Below are 21,618 nucleotides of genomic sequence, written 5' to 3'. Positions count from 1 at the left end.
CCGCACACCTCTCGTTCCCCACGGGGTGAGGGCGAAGGGCCATCCCAGGCGCCCGGGGCGGCGATAAGGCGATAACCGCGCTGCCGCATCAGTCATTTCATCAGGTTCCGTGCACAGATCAAATGAAGAGCCGAGGATTCCATGCGCAAGTTTCGGCAAGTCGCGCTCATCGTCGCAGCAGCCGGCGGTCTGACCGCTGTCGGTGCCGGCCCCAGCTCCGCCGCCCCCGTCTCCTACGGGACCGGACCGACCCCCCTGTCCCAGCCGGACGCCCAGGCCGCCGCGGCCACCTCCGCCCAGGCGACCGCCCAGACGTACGGCGCGCCGGCCCCCCAACAGGCGCCACAGCGCGGCACCGAGGTCGCCCCGCAGCTCAACCCCCAGCTGAACCCGCAGATCAGCCCCCAGATCTCGCCGCAGGCCCCGCAACAGGCGCAGGGCGGACCGGTGGAGCAGAACAACCTGTTCCGCCCGTACCAGGAGTGCAGCCCGCAGTCCCTGCTCGACGCGAACATCCCGGTCGCCGTGCTCGCGGCCTCCCAGACCCGGGGCATCGACTGCAGCCAGGCCAACAGCCAGTCGAACGCCCTCGCCAGCGCCCAGCGCCAGGGCTGACGGCCGGAAGTCGCAGCCCCGCACGGGTCTTTCGAGAGCCACGGCCGACAGGCCCGGCCACGGGGCATACGACTTTTCGGGTGTTTCTTCAGTGCACCGGAGAGAACAGCGCGTCGCTGCCAAATTTGGCGTATTACGTACTAATCTCCCGTAACTGTAAAAAGTCGATCTTCCACAGATCGCAACCCCCCACTCCACGGAGATGACATGCGCAAGCTTCGCAACGTTGCCGTCCTGGTCGCCGCGCTCAGCAGCATCGGCCTCGTCAGCGGCACGGCCTACGCCGGCGGCGAGGGCCACGGGCACGGCGACAAGTTCAACATCAACCAGAGCTCGCACTGCAAGTCGCACGACCTGAACCTGGACGTCCTCGGCGAGGTCGGCCTGCTCAACGGCCTGCTGGGCAGCGCCCTGAACGGCGAGGGCAACCCGGGCGCCCAGGCCACCAACCTCGGTTCGACGATGGGTTGCAACAACAGCGCCTTCTGAGGCCGGCAACAGCATCAGTGAATGGTCCCGGCGCCGGGCGCCGGGACCATTCGTGTGTGTCGGCCGGCGCCAAGGCAGCGAATTACAACGGAATTCGGCGCGTCGCACGGATATCTCGGTTATTTCGTATCAGCCTTTATGACACAGATCGCGACTTCTCGCAGATCGCATCCACCTCGTTCATCGGAGATGACATGCACAAGCTCCGCACCGCCGCCGTTCTCGTCACCGCATTCGGGAGCCTCGGGCTCCTCGGCGCCGGCGCCGCCCATGCCGACCAGGGCTGGGGCAAGAAGGGCGACGAATTCAACATCCAGCAGAGCAGCAGCTGCAAGTCGCACGACCTGAACCTCGACATTCTCGGCGAGGTCGGCATCCTCAACGGCCTGGGCGGCAACCTGCTCAACGGCGAGGGCAACTCGGGTGCGCAGCAGTCGTCCCTGGGGTCGTCCATGGGCTGCAGCAACAGCGCGTTCGGCAAGTAGGGCCAGACCAGAAGTCCCCGGTTTCCCGGCCGACGGCCGGGAAACCGGGGACTTCTGCGTGTGCGGCGCTCAGAACTCGATGTGCGGCCTCTTGAACCCCTTGGGCAGCTCCGCCTTGTTGGAGCAGTCCACGACCTCCCCGGCGCGGGTGGAGCCGTCACCCGCCGTCTGGTCGTCCGGGAACACCACGCGCGGACGGTCGGAGGTGGAGCAGTCCTGCGCCTGCTTGAGGACGTGCGTCCCGTTCTTGTCGATACGCGACTCGCTCTTGTGGACGCAGACGGTGCCGCCCTGGGCGGTGGTCCTGCAGTCACTCGGGGCCGGGTCCGCGTACGCGTGCCCGGCGCCGACACAGAGCGCGGCGAGACTGCCGACGAGCCCCGAGACGGTGGCGATCTTCCGTGCAGTGAACATGAGTTGTCTTCCTCTGTGAAGGGCGACGCACAGCAGCCCGGACGCATACCTCGACGGAGTCGGGGTGCGTCCGGGCTGCCTTCGCCATGGTTGTCACTCAGCACACCGGCGAACGGACCGAAGCGGTGCCGGCGCGGGGTACCGAGTTCGCGCGGGGTGCGTTTTTACTCGCCACCCTGGTTCTGGTCGTAACCACCCTGCTCGGGGCTGGAGTTCCCCTGCTCCTGCGGCTGCGCCTGCACCTGCGGCTGGGCCTCGGGCTGCGCCTGCACCTGCGGCTGGGCCTGCGGCTGCGCCTCGGGCTGCGCCTGCAGCTGGGCCTGCGGCTGCAGCTGGGTCTGCGGAGGGGCGTAGTAACCACCGCCGACGGCCAGGGCGTTGGCCGACGAGTTGGCCACGGCGGTGATCTGCGGAGGCGCGTCCTCGCCACCGGCGGCGGAGCTGACCCCGGCACCGAGGAAGGAGAGCCCCGCAACCGTCGCCGCTACGAGTGCGACGCGCTGAAACTTACGCATGATTGACCCTTTCTGGTCCAGGCGTTGACGCCCGGCTCGACTACTTAATGTGAGCATATACACACCCTCCGTAGTCAACCGGGGATCTACGCCCGCCATGTTGCGCATCAGCCCCGTCTGCCGTATTGGCGCTACCGGCCGCCGACCGGAAGGATCCGGCCCATGACGCGGAACGGGTCGGCGGGCGAATCCGGCTCGTCACCCTTCTCCACGGGCGCCACCCCGACGGTTCCGGGGGAACAGGTCACCTCGGGCCCGAGCCGCTCCCTCCCCTGCCCCAGGACGGCGGGCAACTGCACGGGCTGCACCGGCTTGCAGGTCTCCTGGTGCGGCGGGGTCCCGCCCTCGGGAACCTCGCCCCTGATCCGCTGGGTGCAGGTGAGGTTGCCCATGAGATCGTCGGTGCACCCGCCCGGACCCGCCGCGGCGTACGCCGGGGCGAGGCCGGCACAGGCCACGGCGAGACCGCCGACGAGACCCGAGACGGCCGCGATCTTCTTCCCGCTGATCTTCCCGCTGAACATGCGCTGCGCTTCCTGTCGAGAGGACACCCGCCGACTCAGCCGGTGAAAGCCTGGTTGTACTGGCCGCAGTTGGTGTCGAGGGCGTCGGCGAGGCCGAGCACGCCGATCGGGACGTCGTTCTCGGCCACCGTCTGCGGGCTGCACTCCTGGTAGGGGCGGTAGTGGTTGGACACCTGCGGCCCACTGTCGTAGGAGTCGGCCACGGCCGGGGTGGCACCGACGGCGGACAGGCCGCCGGCGGCCGCCACTGCTGCGATCACGACCTGCTGAAGCTTGCGCATGGAACCCTCGGTCCTTTGCTCGTACAGCTGCTCACACAGCTGCTCATACAGCTGCTCACACAGCGAGTTGATTGCCTAGCGTGATGGCGTGAACACTAGCAGTAGCGGGATAAGCCGCTCCACAACGGACATCCGCCCCGAGGGTGATATAGCAACACATAATCACCTTATGGGCGGGGAGAGTTGGGTCAGGAGAGCGCCAGCTCCGCGGGCCGCGGGCGCTCGGGCGCCGGCACGGAGAGGATCAGGTCCTGCAGTCTCTCGACGTACCGCCGCACGTTCTTGTAGGCGATGTCGGTGTCCGGGTAGCGGCAGGCGAACCAGAGTCCTTCGTGCAGCCGGTTGACCCAGGCGCACACCTGGTCGCCGTAGGAGACCCGGAGCAGCCCGTACGCCTTCTGCTCGGCCCAGTCGGCCGCGCCGGGGATGAGGCGGGCGTCCACGTACGAGATGATCGAGTACATGTCGGGCGAGGTCGGGCGGAAGTCCGACCCGAGCAGCCGCAGTACGCGGGCCAGCGGGATGCGCGCCAGCGACCGGTTGGCCCGCAGCTCGGCGCGGACCGTGTCGAGCGCGCCCTCCAGGTTCCGTGCCGCGGGTACCTCGATGGGTGCGCCGCCGACGTACCAGCCCACGGAGTCCGACCACGCGGACTTCAGCCGGGTGTGGAACGGCACCACGGTGCGGTAGACCGGCTGGCCGCCGAGTTCGTGGACGATCAGGCTGGTCGCGGCCAGGATGCCCACCAGACTGCCGCCGTAGGGGCGGCAGTACGCCTCGAACGCGGCGGCGGCGGCCGCGTCGACGAGCGGCTCGCACACCAGCTTCTGGGTCGGCAGCGCACCGCCGGGCTCCAGCCCCAGGTCGACGGGGAACTCCGGGAGCCGCCCGCCGCACCGGGCGATGAACTCCCGCCAGCGGGCGACGATCGCGTGGGAGTCGTCGATGCCGTCCGCGTTCGCCCGCTCCTGCTCGCAGAAGTCGACGTAACTCCCCACGGACGGACCGGTGACCGGGCTTCCCGCGACGGCCGCCGCGTACAGTCCGTGGATCTCCTCCGGGAGCCGGTGGATCGAGTAGGCGTCGACGTTGGTGTGGTCGAAGGCCATGTACACGCTGGTGGAGTCCTCGCGTACGACCGCCGTGTAGATGAGGTTCGGCCAGCCGAGCGCGTCCGCGGCGGCGTCGAACCGATCCTGCAGGTACCGGGTGAGTGCCCCCGTGTCGGTGAACTCGCCGACCTCCTCGCGGTGCAGCGACACGTCGTTCTCGTCGAGGGTGAACCGCTGCATCTCGTCACCGGCCCAGCGGAATCCGCTGCGCAGCGTCTCGTGACGCAGCGTCCAGCCGCGCAACGCCCCTTCCAGCGCGTCGAGATCGACCTCGCCCGGGAGATCGAACGCCGCGCCGAGCCAGGTCGGTACGAACAGTCCGTCCTCCCGCACCGACCGGGCTGTTCTGATGTGCGACTCCTGGATGTACGCCGGCGGCCGCGGATCCGGCGGCAGCGCTGCCGCGGCCGCGATCGTCACCGGGCTGAACCTCCACTCGACGAGCCGTCCGGGCCGGATCTCACAGCGCTGGATGTCAGAAATTCGCACGGTGGCTCTCCTTCGCAGAAGACACCAGCTTCGTCACCAACGGCAAGCCGTACGCGCGCGATGATCGTTGTGTCGCCGCGATTTCAGCGGGATGTGTGACATCTCGAACGGACAAGCGCCCCGCCTCACTCGTACCTGTAGATCCCGCGCACGTCCTCCAGTTCGGCCGGTGTGACGTCCCACGGCGGCAGCCGCTCGTGCCGGGCCACGATCCGGCCGCGCTGGGGGTCGCCCGCGCCGGGGGGTTCGGCGGGCAGGTACGTGTGGCCGGGGTGCCGTTGCTGCCAGCGGGTCCACAACAGGTCGACGAAGGAGTGGTGCAGCCAGAAGACCGGGTCGTTGACGGAGGCGGCGCTGACCATCGCCCCGCCCACCCAGTGGTGGACCCGGTTGTGGTTCTGCCAGGAGACGCTGCCCCGGCCGCTCCCCCAGCCCTCCAGCTTGTTGCGGTAGCCGCGGGTGACGGCCGAGTTCCAGGGCCAGCTGTCGTAGACCGGGTCGGCGAGGGCGGACTCGACGTCGTCTCCGGTCGGCAACTGGATCGGCGCCCGGGGATGGCCGAGATCGCGGGTGAGGTAGGGCACGTCGGTCACGTTCTCGGTGATCTTCCAGTGGCCCGTCCGGTACGCGAACGGGCCCGTCATCACCTGCCGGTCCGAGCGCCGCCCGTTGCCGCCGAGCAGATCGTCGGTCCACGGCAGGGAGTTCGGCGCCCGGTCACGGGTCCAGTCCCAGTACGGAACCGTCACCGACGCGTCCACCCGGCGCAGTGCCCGCTCCAGCTCGAGCAGCAGCCTGCGGTGCCAGGGCAGGAAGGAGGGCGCCATGTGGGCGGTGCGCAACCGGTGTTCCCGGTCGGCGGAGTTGTGCGCGATGTGGATCCGTACGAACTCGTCGTACTCGCCGCGGCGTTTGACCTCCAGCAGGGCGCCCACGAACCGGCGCCGCTCGGCCGCGGTCAGCTTGTTGACGTTCTTCCGGGTGTAGACCACCTGCGCCTCCCTCGGGTATCGGCCGGAGGGGTAACCGCCGGACATACCTTCGGGTCACCGCCCTGCGGCCGGACCGGTGACACAGCGCCGTGCCGGGCGGCCGGCCCGGGACCCGGCTTCCGGTCGGCGATCACCAGGGACCCGAACCCCTTCAGGAACCCTTCAGGACGGCCGCCACCCTGCCGCCGCTCCGCGCGGAGTCCGTGTCGAGGTACTCCCGCGGCGGGGTGCGCGGACAGGCGCAGGCGGACCTGGCCGCTGTGCACGAACGCGGCGTCGCCGAGCGGTGGCGCACTCGGCGACGGGGGTCCGGGGGGCGACGCCCCCCGGGTCCGGGTCGGGGCCCGGGTTCAGGGCGTGGTGCTCGCCGACGCGGTGGGCGTGGCGTGCCGGGGCCTGCCCTTGGTCGAGATCTGGCCGACGAGCTCCCAGAAGCAGACCAGGGCGGTGACGGGCGGAATCCCGAAGATGACTAAGGACAACAGCGCATGGGAGGAGTGGCTGACGCACAGGGCCACGGCCACGACGGAGGCGACCAGCACGACACACCAGGACCGCCGCGCGCTCCGGCGCTGCGCGGTGGCCCGCAGGACGGACAGCGCCGCCACGAACCACGGGCCGTAGACCGTCAGCGGCCAGTACCGGGCCAGCCCCCCGGGGAGCACCGACGAGGCGATGCCGCGCAGTTGCGCGTAGGAGTAGCAGAGGGACCAGGCCAGCATGGACACCGCGCACAGCGAGACCATCGCGATCAGGAGCGTGATGTGCGTGACGCTCCGGCCGCCGTCGAGCAGGTGGGAGTCGTGGCGGACCCGATGGCGGACCCGCCGGCGGCTGCCCCGGCGCTGGGCCGGCACGTCCAGCAGGGTGGGGGCCGCAGCGACACCGGTCGGCGCGGACAGTATCTGCGCCAGCTCCTCGACCGGGTCCCAGTCGCTCGGCGCGACGTCGGGCTCCGGGGCACCCCAGGCGTGCTCGTAGAGACCGGGATGGTCGTAGAAGCCGGTGTGGTCGTACAGACCCGGCCCCGGGTCGTGCTGAATCCCGTCCATCGAATACCTCCGCAGCCTGCCTCAGAACGCGCCGTACAGATCAGCCATGGTCCGCCGATATTCATTTTCCATCGCGTTGATTCTCTTCAGGAAATCATCGAGCAAGTCCGAGCATGAGGTGATATCCATACCGCCGGGCCAGCGGAGCAGGGTTGTCGGATGATCTTCGGCTGCGCACCAGTCCAATCGCGTCACGGTCACCTAACGACCGTCACACTGGGTGGGATTTGGAGCGTTCGGGGGAATTCCGTCACCCGGAAGAGAAGTTATATAATTCCCACCGCCCGCTGCCTCCCCCGCCGAGGAAATTATGAATATGCAGGGGATTGCACTCCGTGAATACTGAATTTAAATGAACGGCGACACGGCCGTCCGGAGGAACCGGCTCGCCGCCAGCCGGGGGGCGCCGGTCATGCCCCGGAGGCTACGAGCTCCCGTACGCAGCCACGCAGCCAGGCGTGTGCCGGGTCGGCGTCGTGGCGTGGGTGCCAGGCCAGGCCCAGGGGAATCGGCGGCAGGGGCAGCGGGACCTCGAAGGTGGTGAGGCCCAGGGCGGTGGCCAGCGGGACTCCCCAGGAGCTGATCAGCCCGATCAGGTCGGAGTCGCGGAGCACGAAGAGGGAGGCCGGGAAGGTGCCGACGGTTCCCACCACACGGCGTTCCAGGCCGAGTTCGGCCAGCGCGGCGTCGACGGGGCCGTACAGCTTGCCGCGCCGCGAGACGTTCAGGTGACCGGCCGCGGTCGCGTACCGCTCGGGCGTCAGCTCGCCCGCGAGCAGCGGGTGTCCGGAGCGTACGACGCCGAGCATGCGGTCCTCGTGGAGCTGCTCCACCCGCACCTCGGGCGCGGTGGTGTCGATCGCGCCGACCTCCAGGTCGGCGGTGCCCTGCCGCAGGTACGGCAGGTCCACGTGGGCCTCGGCGAGGAAGCGGATGCGGATGCCGGGCGCCTCCGCGGCGGCCCGGGCGAAGAGGGCGGCGGCCTGGGTGCCGGCGATCGCGTCCGAGCCGATGATCGTGAACGTCCGGGACACGGTCCGCAGATCGGTGTCCCGGCCCGGTGCGAACAGCGCCCGCGCCCGCTCCACCACCGCGCTCACCTCGGCGCGCACGGCCAGCGCGTGCGGGGTCGGCACCATCCGGCGTCCGGCGCGCACCAGCACCGGGTCGCCGAGGGCCCGGCGGATCCGGCCGAGGGTGCGGCTCATGGCCGGTTCGGACAGGTGCAGCCGCCGCGCGGCCCCCTGCACGCTCTGCTCCTCCAGGAGGACGTCCAGCGCGACCAGCAGGTTCAGGTCGAGGCTGCCGGGGGAACCAGCGGATTGCGTCACGCGCATTTACCCCTTGCAAAGGTTGCACTGGAAAGCAGGTCGGTGCCGACCCTACGGTGACAGGGCATCCCACACCACCCACCAGCTCCCGGGAGGAGCCGTGCCCTCGCACGCCCTGAAACGCCCTGTCCTGCTCGTCCTGTGCGCCTGTGTGCTGGTCGCGCAGAGCATGGTGGCCGCCATCAACCTGCTCATCCCCGAACTGGCCGCGTCGTCGCTGCACCCCTCGCACAGCGAGATCCTGTGGACCGTCGACGCCTACGTCATCGCCTTCGCCGCCCTGCTCATCCCGGCCGGCGCGCTCGGCGACCGGTACGGCCGCAAGGGCGCCCTGCTCGCGGGGCTCGCCCTGTTCGCGGCGGGCGCGGCCACCAGCGCGCTCGCGCCGGATCCGGCCGTGCTGATAGCGGGCCGCGGCCTGTCCGGCGCCGGGGCCGCCCTGATCACCCCGGCGACCATGTCGATCCTGGTCCACCTCTCCGCCCCGGAGCGGCGCGCCCGCGCCCTCGCCTCCTGGACCCTGGCGCTGGGCCTGGGCGGCGCGGCCGGCAACCTGGGCGGCGGCCTGGTCGGGCAGTTCCTGTCCTGGCGGGCCCTGTTCGCCGCCATGGTCCCGCTGGCCGCCCTGCTCGCCCTCGCCGTCGCCGTCGTCACCCCGCGCACCGAACGCTCCGCGCGCAGCAACCTCGACCCGCTCGGCACCCTGCTCCTGACGGCCGGTCTGGTGGCGGTGCTGTTCGGCATCATCGAGGGCACCACGTACGGCTGGACGTCGGCGCCCATCCTCGGCTCCTTCGCGGCGGGCGCCGTCCTGACCGCCCTGTTCACCGCGCACGCGCTGCGCTCGCCGCGCCCCCTCTTCGACCCGCGCGTCTTCGCCTCGGCCCGGCTGCGCTCGGCGTCCCTGGGCACGGCGGCCTGCTTCTTCGGCCTCTTCTCCCTCTTCTTCGTCAACTCGCAGTACCTGCAGGGTGTGAAGGGCTACGACGCGGCCGTGACCGGCGTCGCCATCATGCCGCTGACGATCGGCATGGCCCTGGTCCCGAGGCTCGCCGCCCGCTGGGCGGGCCACCCGCGCGCGGTCGTCGGCGCCGGGCTCGCCCTGATCGGCCTCGGTCTGCTCGGCGCCTCCACGGTCGACGCGGCCACGCCGTACTGGACGTACGCCTGCTGGCTGCTGGTCATCTCGGCCGGTACCGGGCTGTCCATGCCCGCGCTCACCCTCGGCGTGGTCGGCTCGCTCCCACCGCACCAGGCGGGCCTGGGCTCCGGGCTCGGCACCACGGCCCGGGAGACCGGCGCGGCCCTCGGGGTCGCGGTCACCGGCACGGTCCTGTCCGGGCACGCCGACCTCGCCTCCGGGATGGGCCCCGCTCTGCGTACCGTCGCGACGCTGGTCCTCGCCGCGACGGCACTCGTGGTGGCCGGTCACGGCCGCCGCACCCCGACACGCACTATCGCGTCCGACCCGGAACGCGTACTATCGCGTTCTACCGGCGCCTGAGCAACTCCCCGCACACTACGGCCCGTTGAGGAGCCCCCCGATGCCCGCCCTCCTGAACCCCGTCCTCGACCTGCTGACCCTGCGCGGCACCGTCACCGAGGCCGAACAGATCACCGCCCGGATGCGCCGCCTGCGCATCGACGGCGACCAGCTCGCCGGCCTCGACGTCCGCCCCGGCCAGCAGGTCCGGGTCCTGGTCACCGGCCTGACCCTCCGTACCTACTCCGTCTGGCGCTACGACCCGTCCGGAGTGGTCGAGTTGTGCGTCCTCGACCACTCCGAGGGCGGACCGGGCGCCCGCTGGGGCCGCACCGTCGAGGCGGGCGAGCAGGTCCGGCTGCGCAGGCCGGAGGGCACCTTCACCCTGCGCCCGGACGCCGGCCACCACGTCTTCGTCGGCGACGAGACGGCCGCGGTCGCCTTCGGCGCGATGCTCGCGGCACTGCCCGAGGACGCCCTGATCTCCGGCTGCGTCGAGACGGAGACGGCCGCCGACCGGCTGCCCCTCCCTCACGCGGACCGCCTCGACTGGCTGCTCAGGACAGAGACCTCGCTGCCGGAGGCGGTACGGCGGCTCGCTCCCGAACCCGGCGGGGTGGCGTACGTCGCCGGGGAGGCGCGGGCCGTGCAGGCGGTGCGGAAGGTGCTGGTCCAGGAGGCGGGCTGGGACCGGCGCGCGGTGCTCACCAAGCCGTTCTGGACACCGGGGAAGCGCGGCATGGAATGACACCGCGGACACGGCGACGGGCCCCGCTCCGGAGGAATCCGGCGCGGGGCCCGTCGAGGTGCGGGAGGCTCAGATGAGGCCGAGGGCGCGGACCGCGTCGCGCTCCTCCGCCAGCTCCTTGACCGAGGCGTCGATGCGGGCACGGGAGAACTCGCTGATCTCCAGGCCCTGGACGATCTCGTAGACGCCGTCCTTGGTGGTGACCGGGAAGGAGGAGATCAGGCCCTCCGGGACGCCGTAGGAGCCGTCCGACGGGATGCCCATGGAGGCCCAGTCGCCGTCGGCGGTGCCGTTGACCCAGGTGTGCACGTGGTCGATGGCCGCGTTGGCGGCGGAGGCCGCGGAGGACGCGCCACGGGCCTCGATGATGGCCGCGCCGCGCTTGGCGACGGTCGGGATGAACTCCTCGGCCAGCCACTTCTCGTCGTTCACGACCTCGGCGGCGTTCTTGCCGGCGACCGTGGCGTGGAAGATGTCCGGGTACTGGGTGGCGGAGTGGTTGCCCCAGATCGTCAGGCGCTTGATGTCGGCGACCGTCGAGCCCGTCTTCTTCGCGAGCTGGGTCAGCGCGCGGTTGTGGTCGAGGCGGGTCATCGCGGTGAAGCGCTCGGCCGGTACGTCCGGGGCGGCGGCCTGGGCGATCAGCGCGTTGGTGTTGGCCGGGTTGCCGACGACCAGGACCTTGATGTCGTCCGCGGCGTGGTCGTTGATGGCCTTGCCCTGCGGCTTGAAGATGCCGCCGTTGGCCTCCAGCAGGTCACCGCGCTCCATGCCCTTGGTACGGGGGCGGGCGCCGACCAGGAGGGCGACGTTGGCGCCGTCGAAGGCGACGTTCGGGTCGTCGGAGATGTCGATGCCCTGGAGCAGCGGGAAGGCGCAGTCGTCGAGCTCCATCGCGGTGCCCTCGGCGGCCTTGAGCGCGGGGGTGATCTCCAGGAGGCGGAGCCGGACCGGCACGTCCGCGCCGAGCAGCTGGCCGGAGGCGATGCGGAAGAGCAGGGCGTAACCGATCTGGCCGGCCGCGCCGGTGACGGTGACGTTCACGGGAGTGCGGGTCATGGCGTTCTCCGTATGACAGCTGGCGGTGGGCGTCCTTGCCCTGGGTGCCCTGGGGTGCGGACGTACAAATGATCGATCTCTTGGTATCAAGAGATCCACCGGTCAGGCTATCGCGCATCAAGGATGCCGGAGGGCGAGGGGTCGGTGTGGCTCACCCCACAAAACTCCCCCACGAAAGAGGCGGCCGCCTGTCCGGGAGAGGTGAGACAGGACGGCCGCCACTCGGGGGGCCGGATTCCGGACTCCCGTGGGGGGATACGTGTCGCGTGCCCAGAACGGAGGCAGGCATTCCTGTGGGCCGCCGATTTCTTCGCGGCCCGCGGACCGCGGACTGCGGGCCGCGGACTGCGGACTGCGGACTGCGGGCCGCGGGCCGCGGTCCGACAGCTCGGCGCGCGCACGTTTCCTTACGTGGTGCAGCCCGTCTGCCCCGACGCCAGCGTCGCGCACGCCTTCGCCTGCGCCGCGTCCCGCACCGCCACCATCGGCGTGTACGCGATCGTGTCCCCGGCGGCCGTGATGTCACCGCGTTCCGTGGCGGTGCCGGCCGTGACCCGGACCGCGTCGCCCCGGGCGGCGCCCGTGATCCGGCCCCACGCGGCGCCGCAGCTCCGGCTGTAGCGGACCTCCAGGGTGGCCGCGCCGACCGAGACGGTCTTCGCGGTGGTCACGAGGTCCCCGCTGCACCCCATGGCCTCCGCGTCCTTGCCGGTGCAGCCGGCGCCCGCGCACTTCACCCCGGCCGGGAGGTCGCTGCTGGTGGCGGAGGACGGGGTGGCCGAGGCGCCGTTGCCCTGGTTCTTCCGGCCGCCGCCGTCGCCTCCGGTGAGGAACAGGACCGCGGCGATGACCACGACCACGCCGACGACCCCGGCGAGGAACATCGTCAGCCGCCGCCTGCCCCCGCCACCGGGCGGGGCCGGGGGCGGGGGCGCGGCCGGGCCGCGGGCGCCCGGGCCCTCCCGGCGGTTCGCGTCGGGTGCCGTCGGCTGGGGCGGGATGGTGGGCGAGACGCCCGCCGGTCCGGCGATCCCCGGCATCGCCACCGCACTGCCCACCCGGCGGGGGGCCTTGCCGCCCCCGCCTCCACCCCCGCCTCCGCCTTCGGCACCGGAGGACGTGGCGGGCGGTGCCCCGAACTCCCCGAGCGCCGCCCGCGCCTGGGAGATCCGGATCGCCTCCATGGTCATGTCGTGGCGCATCTCCGAACGGCTCCAGGCCCGTTCGGCCAGCTCCCACATGGTCGTGAGGTGGACCGGATCGGTGTCGGTGACCTCGGCGAGCGCGACGACCGCGCCCTTCGGTGCCAGCAGGCGGCCGCTGAGATAGCGCTCCCAGGACGTCCTGGCGTAGCCGGTGCGGTCGGACAGTGCCGCGACGCTCAGACCGCTGCGGTCCACGAGCCGCCGCAGCTGGGTCGCGAACTCCTTGACCTGCGGATCGAGTTCGTCCGGCAGGGCTTTCCAACGAGGCATTGCTTCCCCCCTCTTCCCCCGGTTCGTACCGTGTCTTCCCCCGCGTTTCCCCTCGCGCGGTGCCCCCCGCGCCGGTCCCCGTTCTGGCTACCCAGCGGGATGCGGCGGTCGCGGAGAACAGTCCCCGGACAGGGGGCGCACTGGAGCATCGACCCGTCCGGCATGCACCGTCGCACGCCGTCCGCCTTACGGTCCAACAGGCCCTCGGCTCGTCCCGATTGGACACGTTAGCCCGGTTGTGGGTCGGCTCCGTGACATATCCGCGAACTTGTCAACACATCGGCACACCGGTCATCCAGCCGTGACCTCGCAGGTCACAGGCGGCACAGGTCACCCGAGAGCCACGGCGCCGACGACCGTCACGAGGAGCAGGGCGAGCAGCAGCAGGACCGCGGACAGCAGCAGGCGGCCGTGCGGGCGGGGCGCCGGGTCCTGCTCCGGCCGGTCCCACCAGGGAAGGGTCGGATCGTCCTCGTACCCCTCCGTCTCCCCCGTGCCGGGCGGGCGGTCCGGGTCCGGCGGGGTCGCCGGGCGCGGCCAGGCCTCGACGGCGAGCTCCCAGCGCACGGCGTGCCGTTCGGCGTCCGCGCCGGCCAGGCCCGCCACCCGGCACAGCGCGACGACGGCCTGGCGGGGCGGCGGCTGCACGGCGTTCAGGTAGCGCTGCCAGGAGGACTTGCTGTACGCGGTGCGGGCGCCCAGCGCGACCAGGCTGAGGCCGGTGTCGTCCTTGAGGAGCCGCAGCTGCTCCACGAAGTGCCGCACCTCCGGCGGGAGCCCCTCCGGCAGCGGCTGCCAGCCGCCCATCACGCACCTCCACGGCCTGCCTCGTTGCCAGTTCGTTGCCAGTTCAGAGCGGGTGACGACGGCGGGCGGCCCGCCGGTTCCCGCAGGCAGCGGCAGTACGGGCGGCCCGTAGCGGAACTGTCACCTCTCTGCCACAGCCGGCTGACAGCCGTTGAACAGCCGCCGCGCGGTGGGAAGGCTGGTTCCCGACGGCGGTCCGTCCTGCTCGGGGGAGGGGACGGGCCGCCTCGGCGCCCCGCACCCGCACCCGAAACGGAACGGATCGAAACGGAACGGAACGGAGCCCGCTAGCTCTTCATCGTGAAGTGCAGCGTGTCCTTCAGATAGGGGATCACCAGCCACGGCTTCGGCTGCGCCATCAACGCCAGCAGCACGATCGCCAGCCCCAGCACCCCGTAGGTGGCGATGTCCGTGAACCGCGACCGGACCGCCAGCATGCCCACGCTCGGCAGTATCCAGCGCATCACCGCCCCGGCCAGCAGCGCCGCCCCGATCAGCAGCGCGCCGATCCGGAACTGGTCCAGGGAGGTCAGCAGCAGCCCGACCGCGACGGTCGCGAGGACCACCAGCATCGGCCACTGCCGGGCCGGCGCCGGCAGATCCCCCGACGCGGCCCTGCCGCCCCCTTCGGGGCGTGCCGTGTCCCGGGTGAACAGCGGGAAGCGCCGGGTCGCCCGGCGCCCCGCACCCTGCTCGTGACCGCGCTCAGCCGACACTGCGCTCCGCCGCCTCGACCACGTTGACGAGCAGCTGCGCGCGCGTCATCGGCCCGACCCCGCCGGGGTTCGGCGAGAGCCACCCGGCGACCTCGGCGACCCCGGGGTGCACGTCCCCGACGATCTTGCCGTCGGCGGTGCGGGAGACACCGACGTCGAGGACGGCGGCGCCCGGCTTGACGTCCTCGGGGCGGATCAGGTGCGGGGAGCCGGCGGCGGCGACGATGATGTCGGCGCGCTTCAGGTGCGACGCGAGGTCCCGGGTGCCGGTGTGGCACTGGGTCACCGTCGCGTTCTCGCTGCGCCGGGTGAGCAGCAGCGGCATCGGGCGCCCAATGGTCACACCGCGGCCGACGACCACGACCTCGGCACCCTTGATCTCGACGCCGTACCGGCGCAGCAGGGTGAGCACGCCGTTGGGGGTGCAGGGCAGCGGTGCGGGCTCGCCGAGCACCAGGCGGCCGAGGTTCATCGGGTGCAGGCCGTCCGCGTCCTTGTGCGGGTCCATCAGCTCCAGGATGCGGTTCTCGTCGATGCCCTTGGGCAGCGGGAGCTGGACGATGTAGCCGGTGCAGGAGGGGTCGTCGTTGAGCTCGCGGACGACCGCCTCGATCTCCTCCTGGCTCGCGGTGGCCGGGAGTTCGCGCTGGATGGAGGCGATGCCGACCTGCGCGCAGTCGCGGTGCTTGCCGGCGACGTACTTCTGGCTGCCGGGGTCGTCCCCGACCAGGATCGTGCCGAGGCCGGGCGTGACGCCCTTCTCCTTCAGCACCGCCACGCGGGCGGTCAGATCGGACTTGATCGCGGCTGCGGTGGCCTTGCCATCGAGAATCTGGGCGGTCATGGCTCCATCCTCGCGGATACCGGTCTCCCGGTTCCAGTCGGGTGCGCGGTCATGATCAATGATGTTGCACTTGCACAACACATCGCGAATCAGGGTGGACAACAACACGTCCGTACTAAACGATGAGCGGCGCAGTATCGCGGTCCGGTGGGGGGCAAACCGCTCAGATCATGACGTACCTCCGTCCTTGTCCGCGTCGTCCCCGCAGGTCAAACGGAGGAAACCCGTCATGAGTTTCGGCGCGCCCAACAACCCCTACGGTCAGCCGCAGGACCCGCAGCAGGGTCAGCCCGGCTACGGCTACCCGCAGCAGCCCGGCTACCCGCAGGCGCCGCAGGGCGTGCCGCCGCAGCAGGGCTACGGCTACCCCCAGCAGCCGGGTTACCCGCAGCAGGGCGGTTACGGCTACCCGCAGCAGGGTTACGGCGCGACGCCGCCCTACGCGAACTGGGGCCAGCGCTTCGGCGGCACGATCGTCGACGGCCTGGTCTTCCTGGTGCCGTACATCCTGGTGCTCTTCAGCAGCAAGGCCGCGGTGCTCGGGATCATCGGCGGCCTGGCCCTTCTCGGCCTCGCGATCTGGCAGCTGATCATGGAGGGCCGCACCGGCCAGACCATCGGCAAGAGGGCGCTGGGCATCCGCCTGGTCAAGGAGGCCACCGGTCAGCCGATCGGTGTCGGCATGGCCTTCGTGCGCCGAATAGCGCACTTCCTGGACAGCCTCGCCTGCTACCTGGGCTGGCTGTGGCCGGCGTGGGACGCCAAGCGCCAGACGTTCGCCGACAAGGTCTGCGGCACGATCGTGATCCGCACCAACTGAGCGTTCGCCGGTACCCCAAGGGCCGTGTCCCCGCGAGGGGGGCACGGCCCTGGTGTTTGCACCGCTTACCGCTGGCCGCGACCGTTCGGCGACGGTTCGGTCGCGGCTCCGCGGCGGCGCCGAAGCGGCTCAGTGGAAGAAGTGCCGCGTCCCGGTGAAGTACATCGTCACGCCCGCCTTCTTCGCGGCCTCCACGACGAGTTCGTCACGGACCGAACCGCCCGGCTGCACCACGGCCTTGACGCCGGCCGCGGTGAGGATCTCCAGGCCGTCGGGGAACGGGAAGAACGCGTCGGAGGCGGCGTAGGAGCCGCGCGCCCGCTCCTCCCCCGCCCGCTCGACGGCGAGCTTCGCCGAGTCGACGCGGTTGACCTGGCCCATGCCGACGCCGACCGAGGCGCCGTCCTTGGCGAGCAGGATGGCGTTGGACTTCACGGCCCGGCAGGCCTTCCAGGCGAAGGCGAGCTCCGCCAGTTCCGCCGGGCTGAGCGCCTCGCCGGTCGCGAGGGTCCAGTTCGCCGGGTCGTCGCCGTCGGCCTGGAGGCGGTCGGTGACCTGGAGGAGCACACCGCCGTCGATCGCCTTGACCTCGACGGGGTTGGCGGGGGCGCCCGGCGCCTTCAGCACCCGGATGTTCTTCTTCCTGGCGAGGGCTTCGAGAGCCCCCTCCTCGTAGTCGGGCGCGACGATGACCTCGGTGAAGATCTCGGCGACCTGCTCGGCCATCTCCTTGCTCACCGGCCGGTTGACGGCGATGACCCCGCCGAACGCGGACAGCGGGTCGCAGGCGTGCGCCTTGCGGTGCGCCTCGGCGACGTCCGAACCGACGGCGATGCCACAGGGGTTGGCGTGCTTGATGATCGCGACGCACGGCTCGTCGTGGTCGTACGCGGCACGGCGGGCGGCGTCCGTGTCCGTGTAGTTGTTGTACGACATCTCCTTGCCGTGCAGCTGCTCGGCCTCGGCGAGGCCGCCGCCGACGGCGTCGACGTAGAGGGCGGCGGGCTGGTGCGGGTTCTCGCCGTAGCGCAGGGTGCTCTCGCGCTCCCAGGTGGCCCCGAGGAAGTCGGGGAACTGCGAGTCGTCGACCGGGGCGTACTCCGAGGCGAACCAGGACGCCACCGCCACGTCGTAGGACGCCGTGTGCTGGAACGCCTCGGCGGCGAGCCGCTTGCGGGTGGCGAGGTCGAAGCCGCCCTCGGCGACGGCCTTGAGGACGTCGGCGTAGCGGGCGGGGCTGGTGACGATCGCGACCGAGGGGTGGTTCTTGGCGGCGGCGCGGACCATGGACGGGCCGCCGATGTCGATCTGCTCCACGCACTCGTCGGGGGTGGCGCCGGAGGCGACGGTCTCGCGGAACGGGTAGAGGTTGCTGACCACGAGGTCGAACGGCTCGATGCCGAGCTCTTCGAGCTGGCGGCGGTGGTCCTCGAGACGCAGGTCGGCGAGGATGCCGGCGTGCACCCTGGGGTGCAGGGTCTTGACCCGGCCGTCCAGGCACTCCGGGAAGCCGGTCAGCTCCTCGACCTTGGTGACGGGGACGCCGGCGGCGGCGATGCGGGCGGCGGTCGAGCCGGTGGAGACGAGTGCGACACCGGCCTCGTGCAGTCCGCGGGCGAGCTCTTCGAGCCCGGTCTTGTCGTAGACGCTGACGAGCGCGCGACGGATGGCCCGCTTGCCGCTCTCGGCCGTGACAGTGCTCTCGGCGGTCACTGGATAACTACCTTTCGTCCCTCAATGCGATAGCCGTTGCGGGCGATCCGCCCCACGACCTCGACGAGCAGCCTTCGCTCGACGTCCTTGATGCGCTCGTGCAGAGCGCTCTCGTCGTCCTCGTCCCGGACCTCCACCACGCCCTGAGCGATGATCGGCCCGGTGTCGACGCCGTCGTCGACGAAGTGGACGGTGCAGCCGGTGACCCTGGCGCCGTACGCGAGCGCGTCCCGTACGCCGTGGGCCCCGGGGAAACTGGGCAGCAGGGCGGGGTGCGTGTTGACGGTCCGCCCCCCGAACCGCGCCAGGAACTCCTTCCCGACAATCTTCATGAACCCGGCGGAGACGACCAGGTCGGGTTCGTGGACGGCCACGGCGTCGGCCAGCGCCCGGTCCCACTCCTCCCGGGTCGCGAAGTCCTTCACCCTGGTCACGAACGTCGGGATCCCGGCCCGCTCGGCACGCGCGAGCCCCTCGATGCCGGCCCGGTCGGCACCGACGGCGACGACCTCGGCGCCGTAGGCCTCGATGCCGTTCTCGGCGATCGCGTCGAGGAGCGCCTGGAGGTTGGTGCCGGATCCGGAGACCAGCACGACGAGGCGCTTGGCCACGGGCTTGGCGGCCACGGTGGGGCCCTTTCTCGGGGGAGCGTCGGTACGGCGGCCGGACTCGTACCCGCTTTGTACATTCGTACGAGTGCTTCGCGCCCCGGGATACGGGGAAGTCTACGAAGCGGCCGACCGTCAGCAACGATACCGGCACACCGGGCGGCCCCCACGGGACGGGGGCGTGGCCGGAAGGTAGCGTCTGGGAGGTACCGAGGCGGGAACGCGTCCGGGATACGACGCGTTCACGGGGTAGGCGGTCGTTTCGGCTGCTGTGCCGATCACCCACAGCCGTCCGCCGTATCCAGCCGATCCATCAGCTCTGTTCTGTTCATCTTGATCTAGGGGAAGACGCTCACTTGATGCCGGACCGCAGCCTGGGACTTCGCATGCTCCCCCCGCAGTCGGTGCAGGGAGGGACGCGTTTCGCCGTGCTGCTGCGGGAGCGGCCGGCCTCGACGCCGGACGCGCCCTCGGACCGGCCGAAGGGCGACCAGCAGGACGACAACCCCTTCGCCCCGCCGCCGGAGGGCACGCCCGACAGCCCGTGGCGGCCGCGCCGCCCGTCCGGTGACGACGACCGGGAAGCGCCGTGGGGCAGTCAGTGGAGCGACCGCCAGCCCGGCCGGCAGTCCGGCGGCTTCGGCGAGCGTCCCGACGGCGGCCCGGGCGGCGGCCAGAACGGCCCCGGCGGTCCCGGCGGCCCCGGCATGCGCTGGGACCCGACCGACCCGGCCCAGCGGCGGGCGCGCTACGCCCTGCTGTGCGGCATGTGGGCCTTCCTCTTCGCGCTCTTCAGCTGGCCCTACGTGGCGCTGCTGCTCGGCGCCCTGGCCGTGTACTGGGGCATCAGCGCGCTCCGTGCCAAGCCCCGCGACCCGGACGAGGCCGCCACCGGCCGCCCCCAGACGACGGCGGCGATCAGCGGCCTGGTCACGGCGTCCCTGGCGCTGGCCCTGGTGGCGGCCAACTTCACGGCCCAGATGGTCTACCGCGACTACTACACCTGTGTCACGGACGCCCTCACCAACGAGGCCAAGCAGTCCTGCGACCATCTGCTGCCGAAGGAGCTACGGGGCGTGCTGGGCAGCGGCAACAGCTGACGGGACGGGACGGGGCAGACGCCACGGAAGGTCAGGGGCCGTCGGCGTCCCCGCCCGGCTCGGACAGCTTCCGCAACGCCGTCCAGCGGGCCTTGCGCGCCGCCTCGTCCTCCCAGGGACCGGGCGGCGGATCGACGGGCAGCGGCTCCTGCGGCAGGCGGTCGGCGGACAGCGGCTCGTGCGGCACGCGGTCGACGGACAGCGGCTCCTGCGGCAGGCGGTCGGCGGACAGCGCTTCGTGCGGCAGGCGGTCGACGGACAGCGCTTCGTGCGGCAGGCGGTCGACGGGCAGCGCTTCGTGCGGCTCGGCCGGCAGCGCCTCGTACCGCTCGGAGGTGTCGCCGTCGCCGTCGACCTGGTCGGGCAGCAGTCCGGCCACGAAGACCCGGGCCGGGGCCGGGGCCTGAGTCGAGGCGGGGGGCGGAGTCGAGGCGGCAGCGGGTCTCGAGGCCGACGAGGTGCGGCCGCCCTGCGCCTTCGTCTGCACCTTCTCCTTCGCCGTCTCCTTCGCCGTCTGCGGGGTCTCCTTCGCCGGGGTCTCCTTCGCCGCGGTCTGCCCGTCCCGCGGCTTGCGTCCGGCGAACCCCAGCCATGCGGCGAGTGAGGCGGCGCCCTCTCTCCGCCACGCCCGCAGCACCAGGGCTCCCGGCAGGGCCACCGCGAGGAGCCAGCCGCCGGTCGCCGCGCCGGTCTGCCACCAGACCGGGCCGAAACAGGTGAGTGCGCCGACGCCCAGCGGGCCGCCCGCCAGCTCGGCCAGCGCCGCGAGCAGCAGTGCGCCCAGCAGCGCCGCCAGTGCCACCACCCCGGCCGTGCGCTCCGCCGACCAGCGCCGGGTGACCGCCCGCGCCGCCACGAACCACGCCACCGTCAACCCGGCCGCCACCGGCACCGCCCCGGCCGCCCAGTGCACCGGGGTTCCGGGACCGTGCTGGGGCACGGCCGCCAGCAGCGGGAAGGGCGGGAGCAGCGGGGCCGGATCCGAGGCCAGCGGGTTCACGAGGTGCCCGGCGCCGAGCGCGAAACCGGGGCCCACGGCGTACGACGCCGACCACACCGCCGCGTTCGGGATCAGCGAGACGCAGAGCAACAGGACCGCACACCGGCCCGTCCAGCCCTCCGTCAGCTGGAGGAACGACGCCCGCGTCGCGTCGCCGTGCCCCACCAGCGACACCGCGAGCAGCAGCGTCCCGCCCCCGAGGAACACGGCCGTCCCGGCCAGGGACGCGCGCAGGGCCGTACCCCACCGCACCCGTGTGTCGCGCCCGAGCAGCCGTCGCCGTACCGCACCCGGCAGTACCGGCACCAGGCTCAGCAGCGGTTCACGCGGGCGGCCGTACGCCGCCCACACCCCCGCGCCCGCCGCGCACGCCGCGAGCAGGGGCGGGCTCACCGCCGCCCACGCCCACTGGGGGCGCAGGTCGCCGCCGGAGGCGTACAGGGCGGCGCAGCCGCCGATGCCGAGGTAGCCGGCGACGACCCCGGCCCAGGCGGTACGGGCGCGGACCGGTGGCGGCGCGTCGGGGTCGTCGCCGTCCGGTGCGTCCACCGCGTACCGCGCCGCCCGGTACAGCAGCAGCGCGGGCAGTACGAGCAGCAGCAACGGCGTCACCCCGACCGGGGCCGGCACTCCGGAGAGCGTGTCGGTCCGGACCAGTTCGACGCCGTGGGCGAGCAGCCACATGGCCGCCGCGACGTGCAGCGCGCCGCCCGGACCGCTGTCGGGGTAGGGCGAACTGACCCACAGGGCGATCGCCAGTACGGCGAAGGAACCGAGTCCGAGTCCGGCCGCGAGCGCTCCGGCCGCCAGGCTCGCGCCCAGCCCCGGGGAACGGTCGCGCACCCGGCTGAGCAGCGGCGGCGACGACGGTCGGCGGGACGGCAAGGACGGTCGGCGGGCGGTCATCCGAATCACGACCGCCATGCTCCCAACGACACGCGCTTTC

At 71.9% G+C, this 21,618-nt stretch carries 24 protein-coding genes; 7 read left to right on the top strand and 17 right to left on the bottom strand.

Going from position 1 to position 21,618, the window contains the following annotated elements; all coding sequences use genetic code 11:
• Window positions 1-141: 141 nt before the first annotated feature.
• The 3 genes from ACFZB3_RS11470 to ACFZB3_RS11460 all read left to right on the top strand — a co-directional run bounded on the left by ACFZB3_RS11470 (window position 142) and on the right by ACFZB3_RS11460 (window position 1,589).
• A complete protein-coding gene (locus ACFZB3_RS11470; protein WP_391373195.1) occupies window positions 142-615 on the top strand; it encodes a hypothetical protein in 474 nt (157 codons plus the stop codon).
• A 207-nt stretch (window positions 616-822) separates the two neighbouring features.
• Window positions 823-1,104 carry a hypothetical protein gene (locus ACFZB3_RS11465; protein WP_391373192.1) on the top strand — a complete coding sequence of 94 codons (282 nt, stop codon included), beginning with the start codon at window positions 823-825 and terminating at the stop codon, window positions 1,102-1,104.
• A 194-nt stretch (window positions 1,105-1,298) separates the two neighbouring features.
• Window positions 1,299-1,589: a hypothetical protein gene (locus ACFZB3_RS11460; RefSeq protein WP_391373189.1), complete on the top strand. Its 291-nt coding sequence runs from the start codon at window positions 1,299-1,301 to the stop codon at window positions 1,587-1,589.
• A 69-nt stretch (window positions 1,590-1,658) separates the two neighbouring features.
• Here ACFZB3_RS11460 and ACFZB3_RS11455 read toward each other — a convergent pair whose 3' ends face one another.
• The 9 genes from ACFZB3_RS11455 to ACFZB3_RS11415 form a co-directional block, all read right to left on the bottom strand.
• Window positions 1,659-2,003 (bottom strand): hypothetical protein, encoded by a 345-nt coding sequence (locus ACFZB3_RS11455; RefSeq protein WP_391373186.1) that lies wholly within the window; start codon window positions 2,001-2,003, stop codon window positions 1,659-1,661.
• Window positions 2,004-2,167: 164 nt separating this feature from the next.
• Window positions 2,168-2,518: a hypothetical protein gene (locus tag ACFZB3_RS11450; protein WP_391373184.1), complete on the bottom strand. Its 351-nt coding sequence runs from the start codon at window positions 2,516-2,518 to the stop codon at window positions 2,168-2,170.
• A 131-nt stretch (window positions 2,519-2,649) separates the two neighbouring features.
• Window positions 2,650-3,042, bottom strand: a complete 393-nt coding sequence (locus ACFZB3_RS11445) for a hypothetical protein (protein WP_391373181.1) — start codon at window positions 3,040-3,042, stop codon at window positions 2,650-2,652.
• A 35-nt stretch (window positions 3,043-3,077) separates the two neighbouring features.
• On the bottom strand, window positions 3,078-3,323 hold the full coding sequence (locus ACFZB3_RS11440; protein ID WP_391373179.1) for a hypothetical protein: 246 nt from the start codon (window positions 3,321-3,323) through the stop codon (window positions 3,078-3,080).
• 188 nt (window positions 3,324-3,511) lie between these two features.
• A complete protein-coding gene (locus tag ACFZB3_RS11435) occupies window positions 3,512-4,924 on the bottom strand; it encodes a condensation domain-containing protein (protein ID WP_391373176.1) in 1,413 nt (470 codons plus the stop codon).
• Between the two features lie 125 nt (window positions 4,925-5,049).
• Complete coding sequence (locus tag ACFZB3_RS11430) at window positions 5,050-5,916, bottom strand: tyrosinase family protein (protein WP_391373173.1); 867 nt, start codon at window positions 5,914-5,916, stop codon at window positions 5,050-5,052.
• A gap of 350 nt (window positions 5,917-6,266) precedes the next feature.
• On the bottom strand, window positions 6,267-6,968 hold the full coding sequence (locus ACFZB3_RS11425; RefSeq protein ID WP_391373170.1) for a DUF2637 domain-containing protein: 702 nt from the start codon (window positions 6,966-6,968) through the stop codon (window positions 6,267-6,269).
• A gap of 21 nt (window positions 6,969-6,989) precedes the next feature.
• Entirely contained in the window at window positions 6,990-7,169 is a 180-nt protein-coding gene (locus ACFZB3_RS11420) for a hypothetical protein (RefSeq protein ID WP_362652427.1), read from the bottom strand.
• 209 nt (window positions 7,170-7,378) lie between these two features.
• On the bottom strand, window positions 7,379-8,305 hold the full coding sequence (locus tag ACFZB3_RS11415; RefSeq protein WP_391373166.1) for a LysR substrate-binding domain-containing protein: 927 nt from the start codon (window positions 8,303-8,305) through the stop codon (window positions 7,379-7,381).
• Between the two features lie 94 nt (window positions 8,306-8,399).
• On the opposite strand from ACFZB3_RS11415, the gene ACFZB3_RS11410 reads away from it, so the two are divergent.
• Both ACFZB3_RS11410 and ACFZB3_RS11405 read left to right on the top strand, forming a co-directional pair.
• Entirely contained in the window at window positions 8,400-9,803 is a 1,404-nt protein-coding gene (locus ACFZB3_RS11410; protein WP_391373163.1) for an MFS transporter, read from the top strand.
• 40 nt (window positions 9,804-9,843) lie between these two features.
• On the top strand, window positions 9,844-10,530 hold the full coding sequence (locus ACFZB3_RS11405; RefSeq protein WP_391373160.1) for an SIP domain-containing protein: 687 nt from the start codon (window positions 9,844-9,846) through the stop codon (window positions 10,528-10,530).
• A gap of 69 nt (window positions 10,531-10,599) precedes the next feature.
• On the opposite strand, the gene ACFZB3_RS11400 is transcribed toward ACFZB3_RS11405, so the two are convergent.
• From ACFZB3_RS11400 to ACFZB3_RS11380, 5 genes are all read right to left on the bottom strand, one after another.
• Entirely contained in the window at window positions 10,600-11,589 is a 990-nt protein-coding gene (locus ACFZB3_RS11400; RefSeq protein ID WP_361283170.1) for a malate dehydrogenase, read from the bottom strand.
• 407 nt (window positions 11,590-11,996) lie between these two features.
• Window positions 11,997-13,064, bottom strand: coding sequence for a helix-turn-helix domain-containing protein (locus ACFZB3_RS11395; RefSeq protein ID WP_391373157.1), 1,068 nt, complete (start codon window positions 13,062-13,064; stop codon window positions 11,997-11,999).
• 330 nt (window positions 13,065-13,394) lie between these two features.
• Window positions 13,395-13,871, bottom strand: a complete 477-nt coding sequence (locus ACFZB3_RS11390) for a helix-turn-helix domain-containing protein (RefSeq protein WP_391373154.1) — start codon at window positions 13,869-13,871, stop codon at window positions 13,395-13,397.
• A gap of 287 nt (window positions 13,872-14,158) precedes the next feature.
• Complete coding sequence (locus tag ACFZB3_RS11385) at window positions 14,159-14,587, bottom strand: DUF3017 domain-containing protein (protein ID WP_391373151.1); 429 nt, start codon at window positions 14,585-14,587, stop codon at window positions 14,159-14,161.
• Window positions 14,577-15,431 (bottom strand): bifunctional methylenetetrahydrofolate dehydrogenase/methenyltetrahydrofolate cyclohydrolase, encoded by an 855-nt coding sequence (locus ACFZB3_RS11380; RefSeq protein ID WP_391373148.1) that lies wholly within the window; start codon window positions 15,429-15,431, stop codon window positions 14,577-14,579. Before ACFZB3_RS11380 ends, ACFZB3_RS11385 begins: the two co-directional genes overlap by 11 nt.
• 229 nt (window positions 15,432-15,660) lie before the next feature.
• Between ACFZB3_RS11380 and ACFZB3_RS11375 the strand changes: the two genes are divergently transcribed.
• Window positions 15,661-16,251, top strand: a complete 591-nt coding sequence (locus ACFZB3_RS11375; RefSeq protein ID WP_391373145.1) for an RDD family protein — start codon at window positions 15,661-15,663, stop codon at window positions 16,249-16,251.
• Window positions 16,252-16,380: 129 nt separating this feature from the next.
• Here the strand turns inward: ACFZB3_RS11375 and purH are convergent, their stop codons facing one another.
• Together purH and purN are read right to left on the bottom strand one after the other, a co-directional pair.
• Window positions 16,381-17,964: a bifunctional phosphoribosylaminoimidazolecarboxamide formyltransferase/IMP cyclohydrolase gene (purH, locus tag ACFZB3_RS11370; protein WP_391373142.1), complete on the bottom strand. Its 1,584-nt coding sequence runs from the start codon at window positions 17,962-17,964 to the stop codon at window positions 16,381-16,383.
• Window positions 17,961-18,590, bottom strand: a complete 630-nt coding sequence (gene purN, locus ACFZB3_RS11365; RefSeq protein ID WP_391373139.1) for a phosphoribosylglycinamide formyltransferase — start codon at window positions 18,588-18,590, stop codon at window positions 17,961-17,963. The genes purH and purN overlap by 4 nt, the downstream gene beginning before the upstream one ends.
• Before the next feature lie 341 nt (window positions 18,591-18,931).
• On the opposite strand from purN, the gene ACFZB3_RS11360 reads away from it, so the two are divergent.
• The gene (locus ACFZB3_RS11360; protein ID WP_391373137.1) at window positions 18,932-19,672 is read left to right on the top strand and encodes a hypothetical protein; all 741 of its coding nucleotides are present in this window, start codon (window positions 18,932-18,934) and stop codon (window positions 19,670-19,672) included.
• Window positions 19,673-19,703: 31 nt separating this feature from the next.
• Here ACFZB3_RS11360 and ACFZB3_RS11355 read toward each other — a convergent pair whose 3' ends face one another.
• The gene (locus ACFZB3_RS11355; RefSeq protein ID WP_391373134.1) at window positions 19,704-21,596 is read right to left on the bottom strand and encodes a DUF6350 family protein; all 1,893 of its coding nucleotides are present in this window, start codon (window positions 21,594-21,596) and stop codon (window positions 19,704-19,706) included.
• Between the last annotated feature and the right edge of the window lie 22 nt (window positions 21,597-21,618).

The sequence above is a fragment of the Streptomyces sp. NPDC008092 genome, from assembly GCF_042957285.1.
Classification (GTDB): domain Bacteria; phylum Actinomycetota; class Actinomycetes; order Streptomycetales; family Streptomycetaceae; genus Streptomyces.
This window is presented reverse-complemented; position numbering and strand designations above follow the sequence as displayed.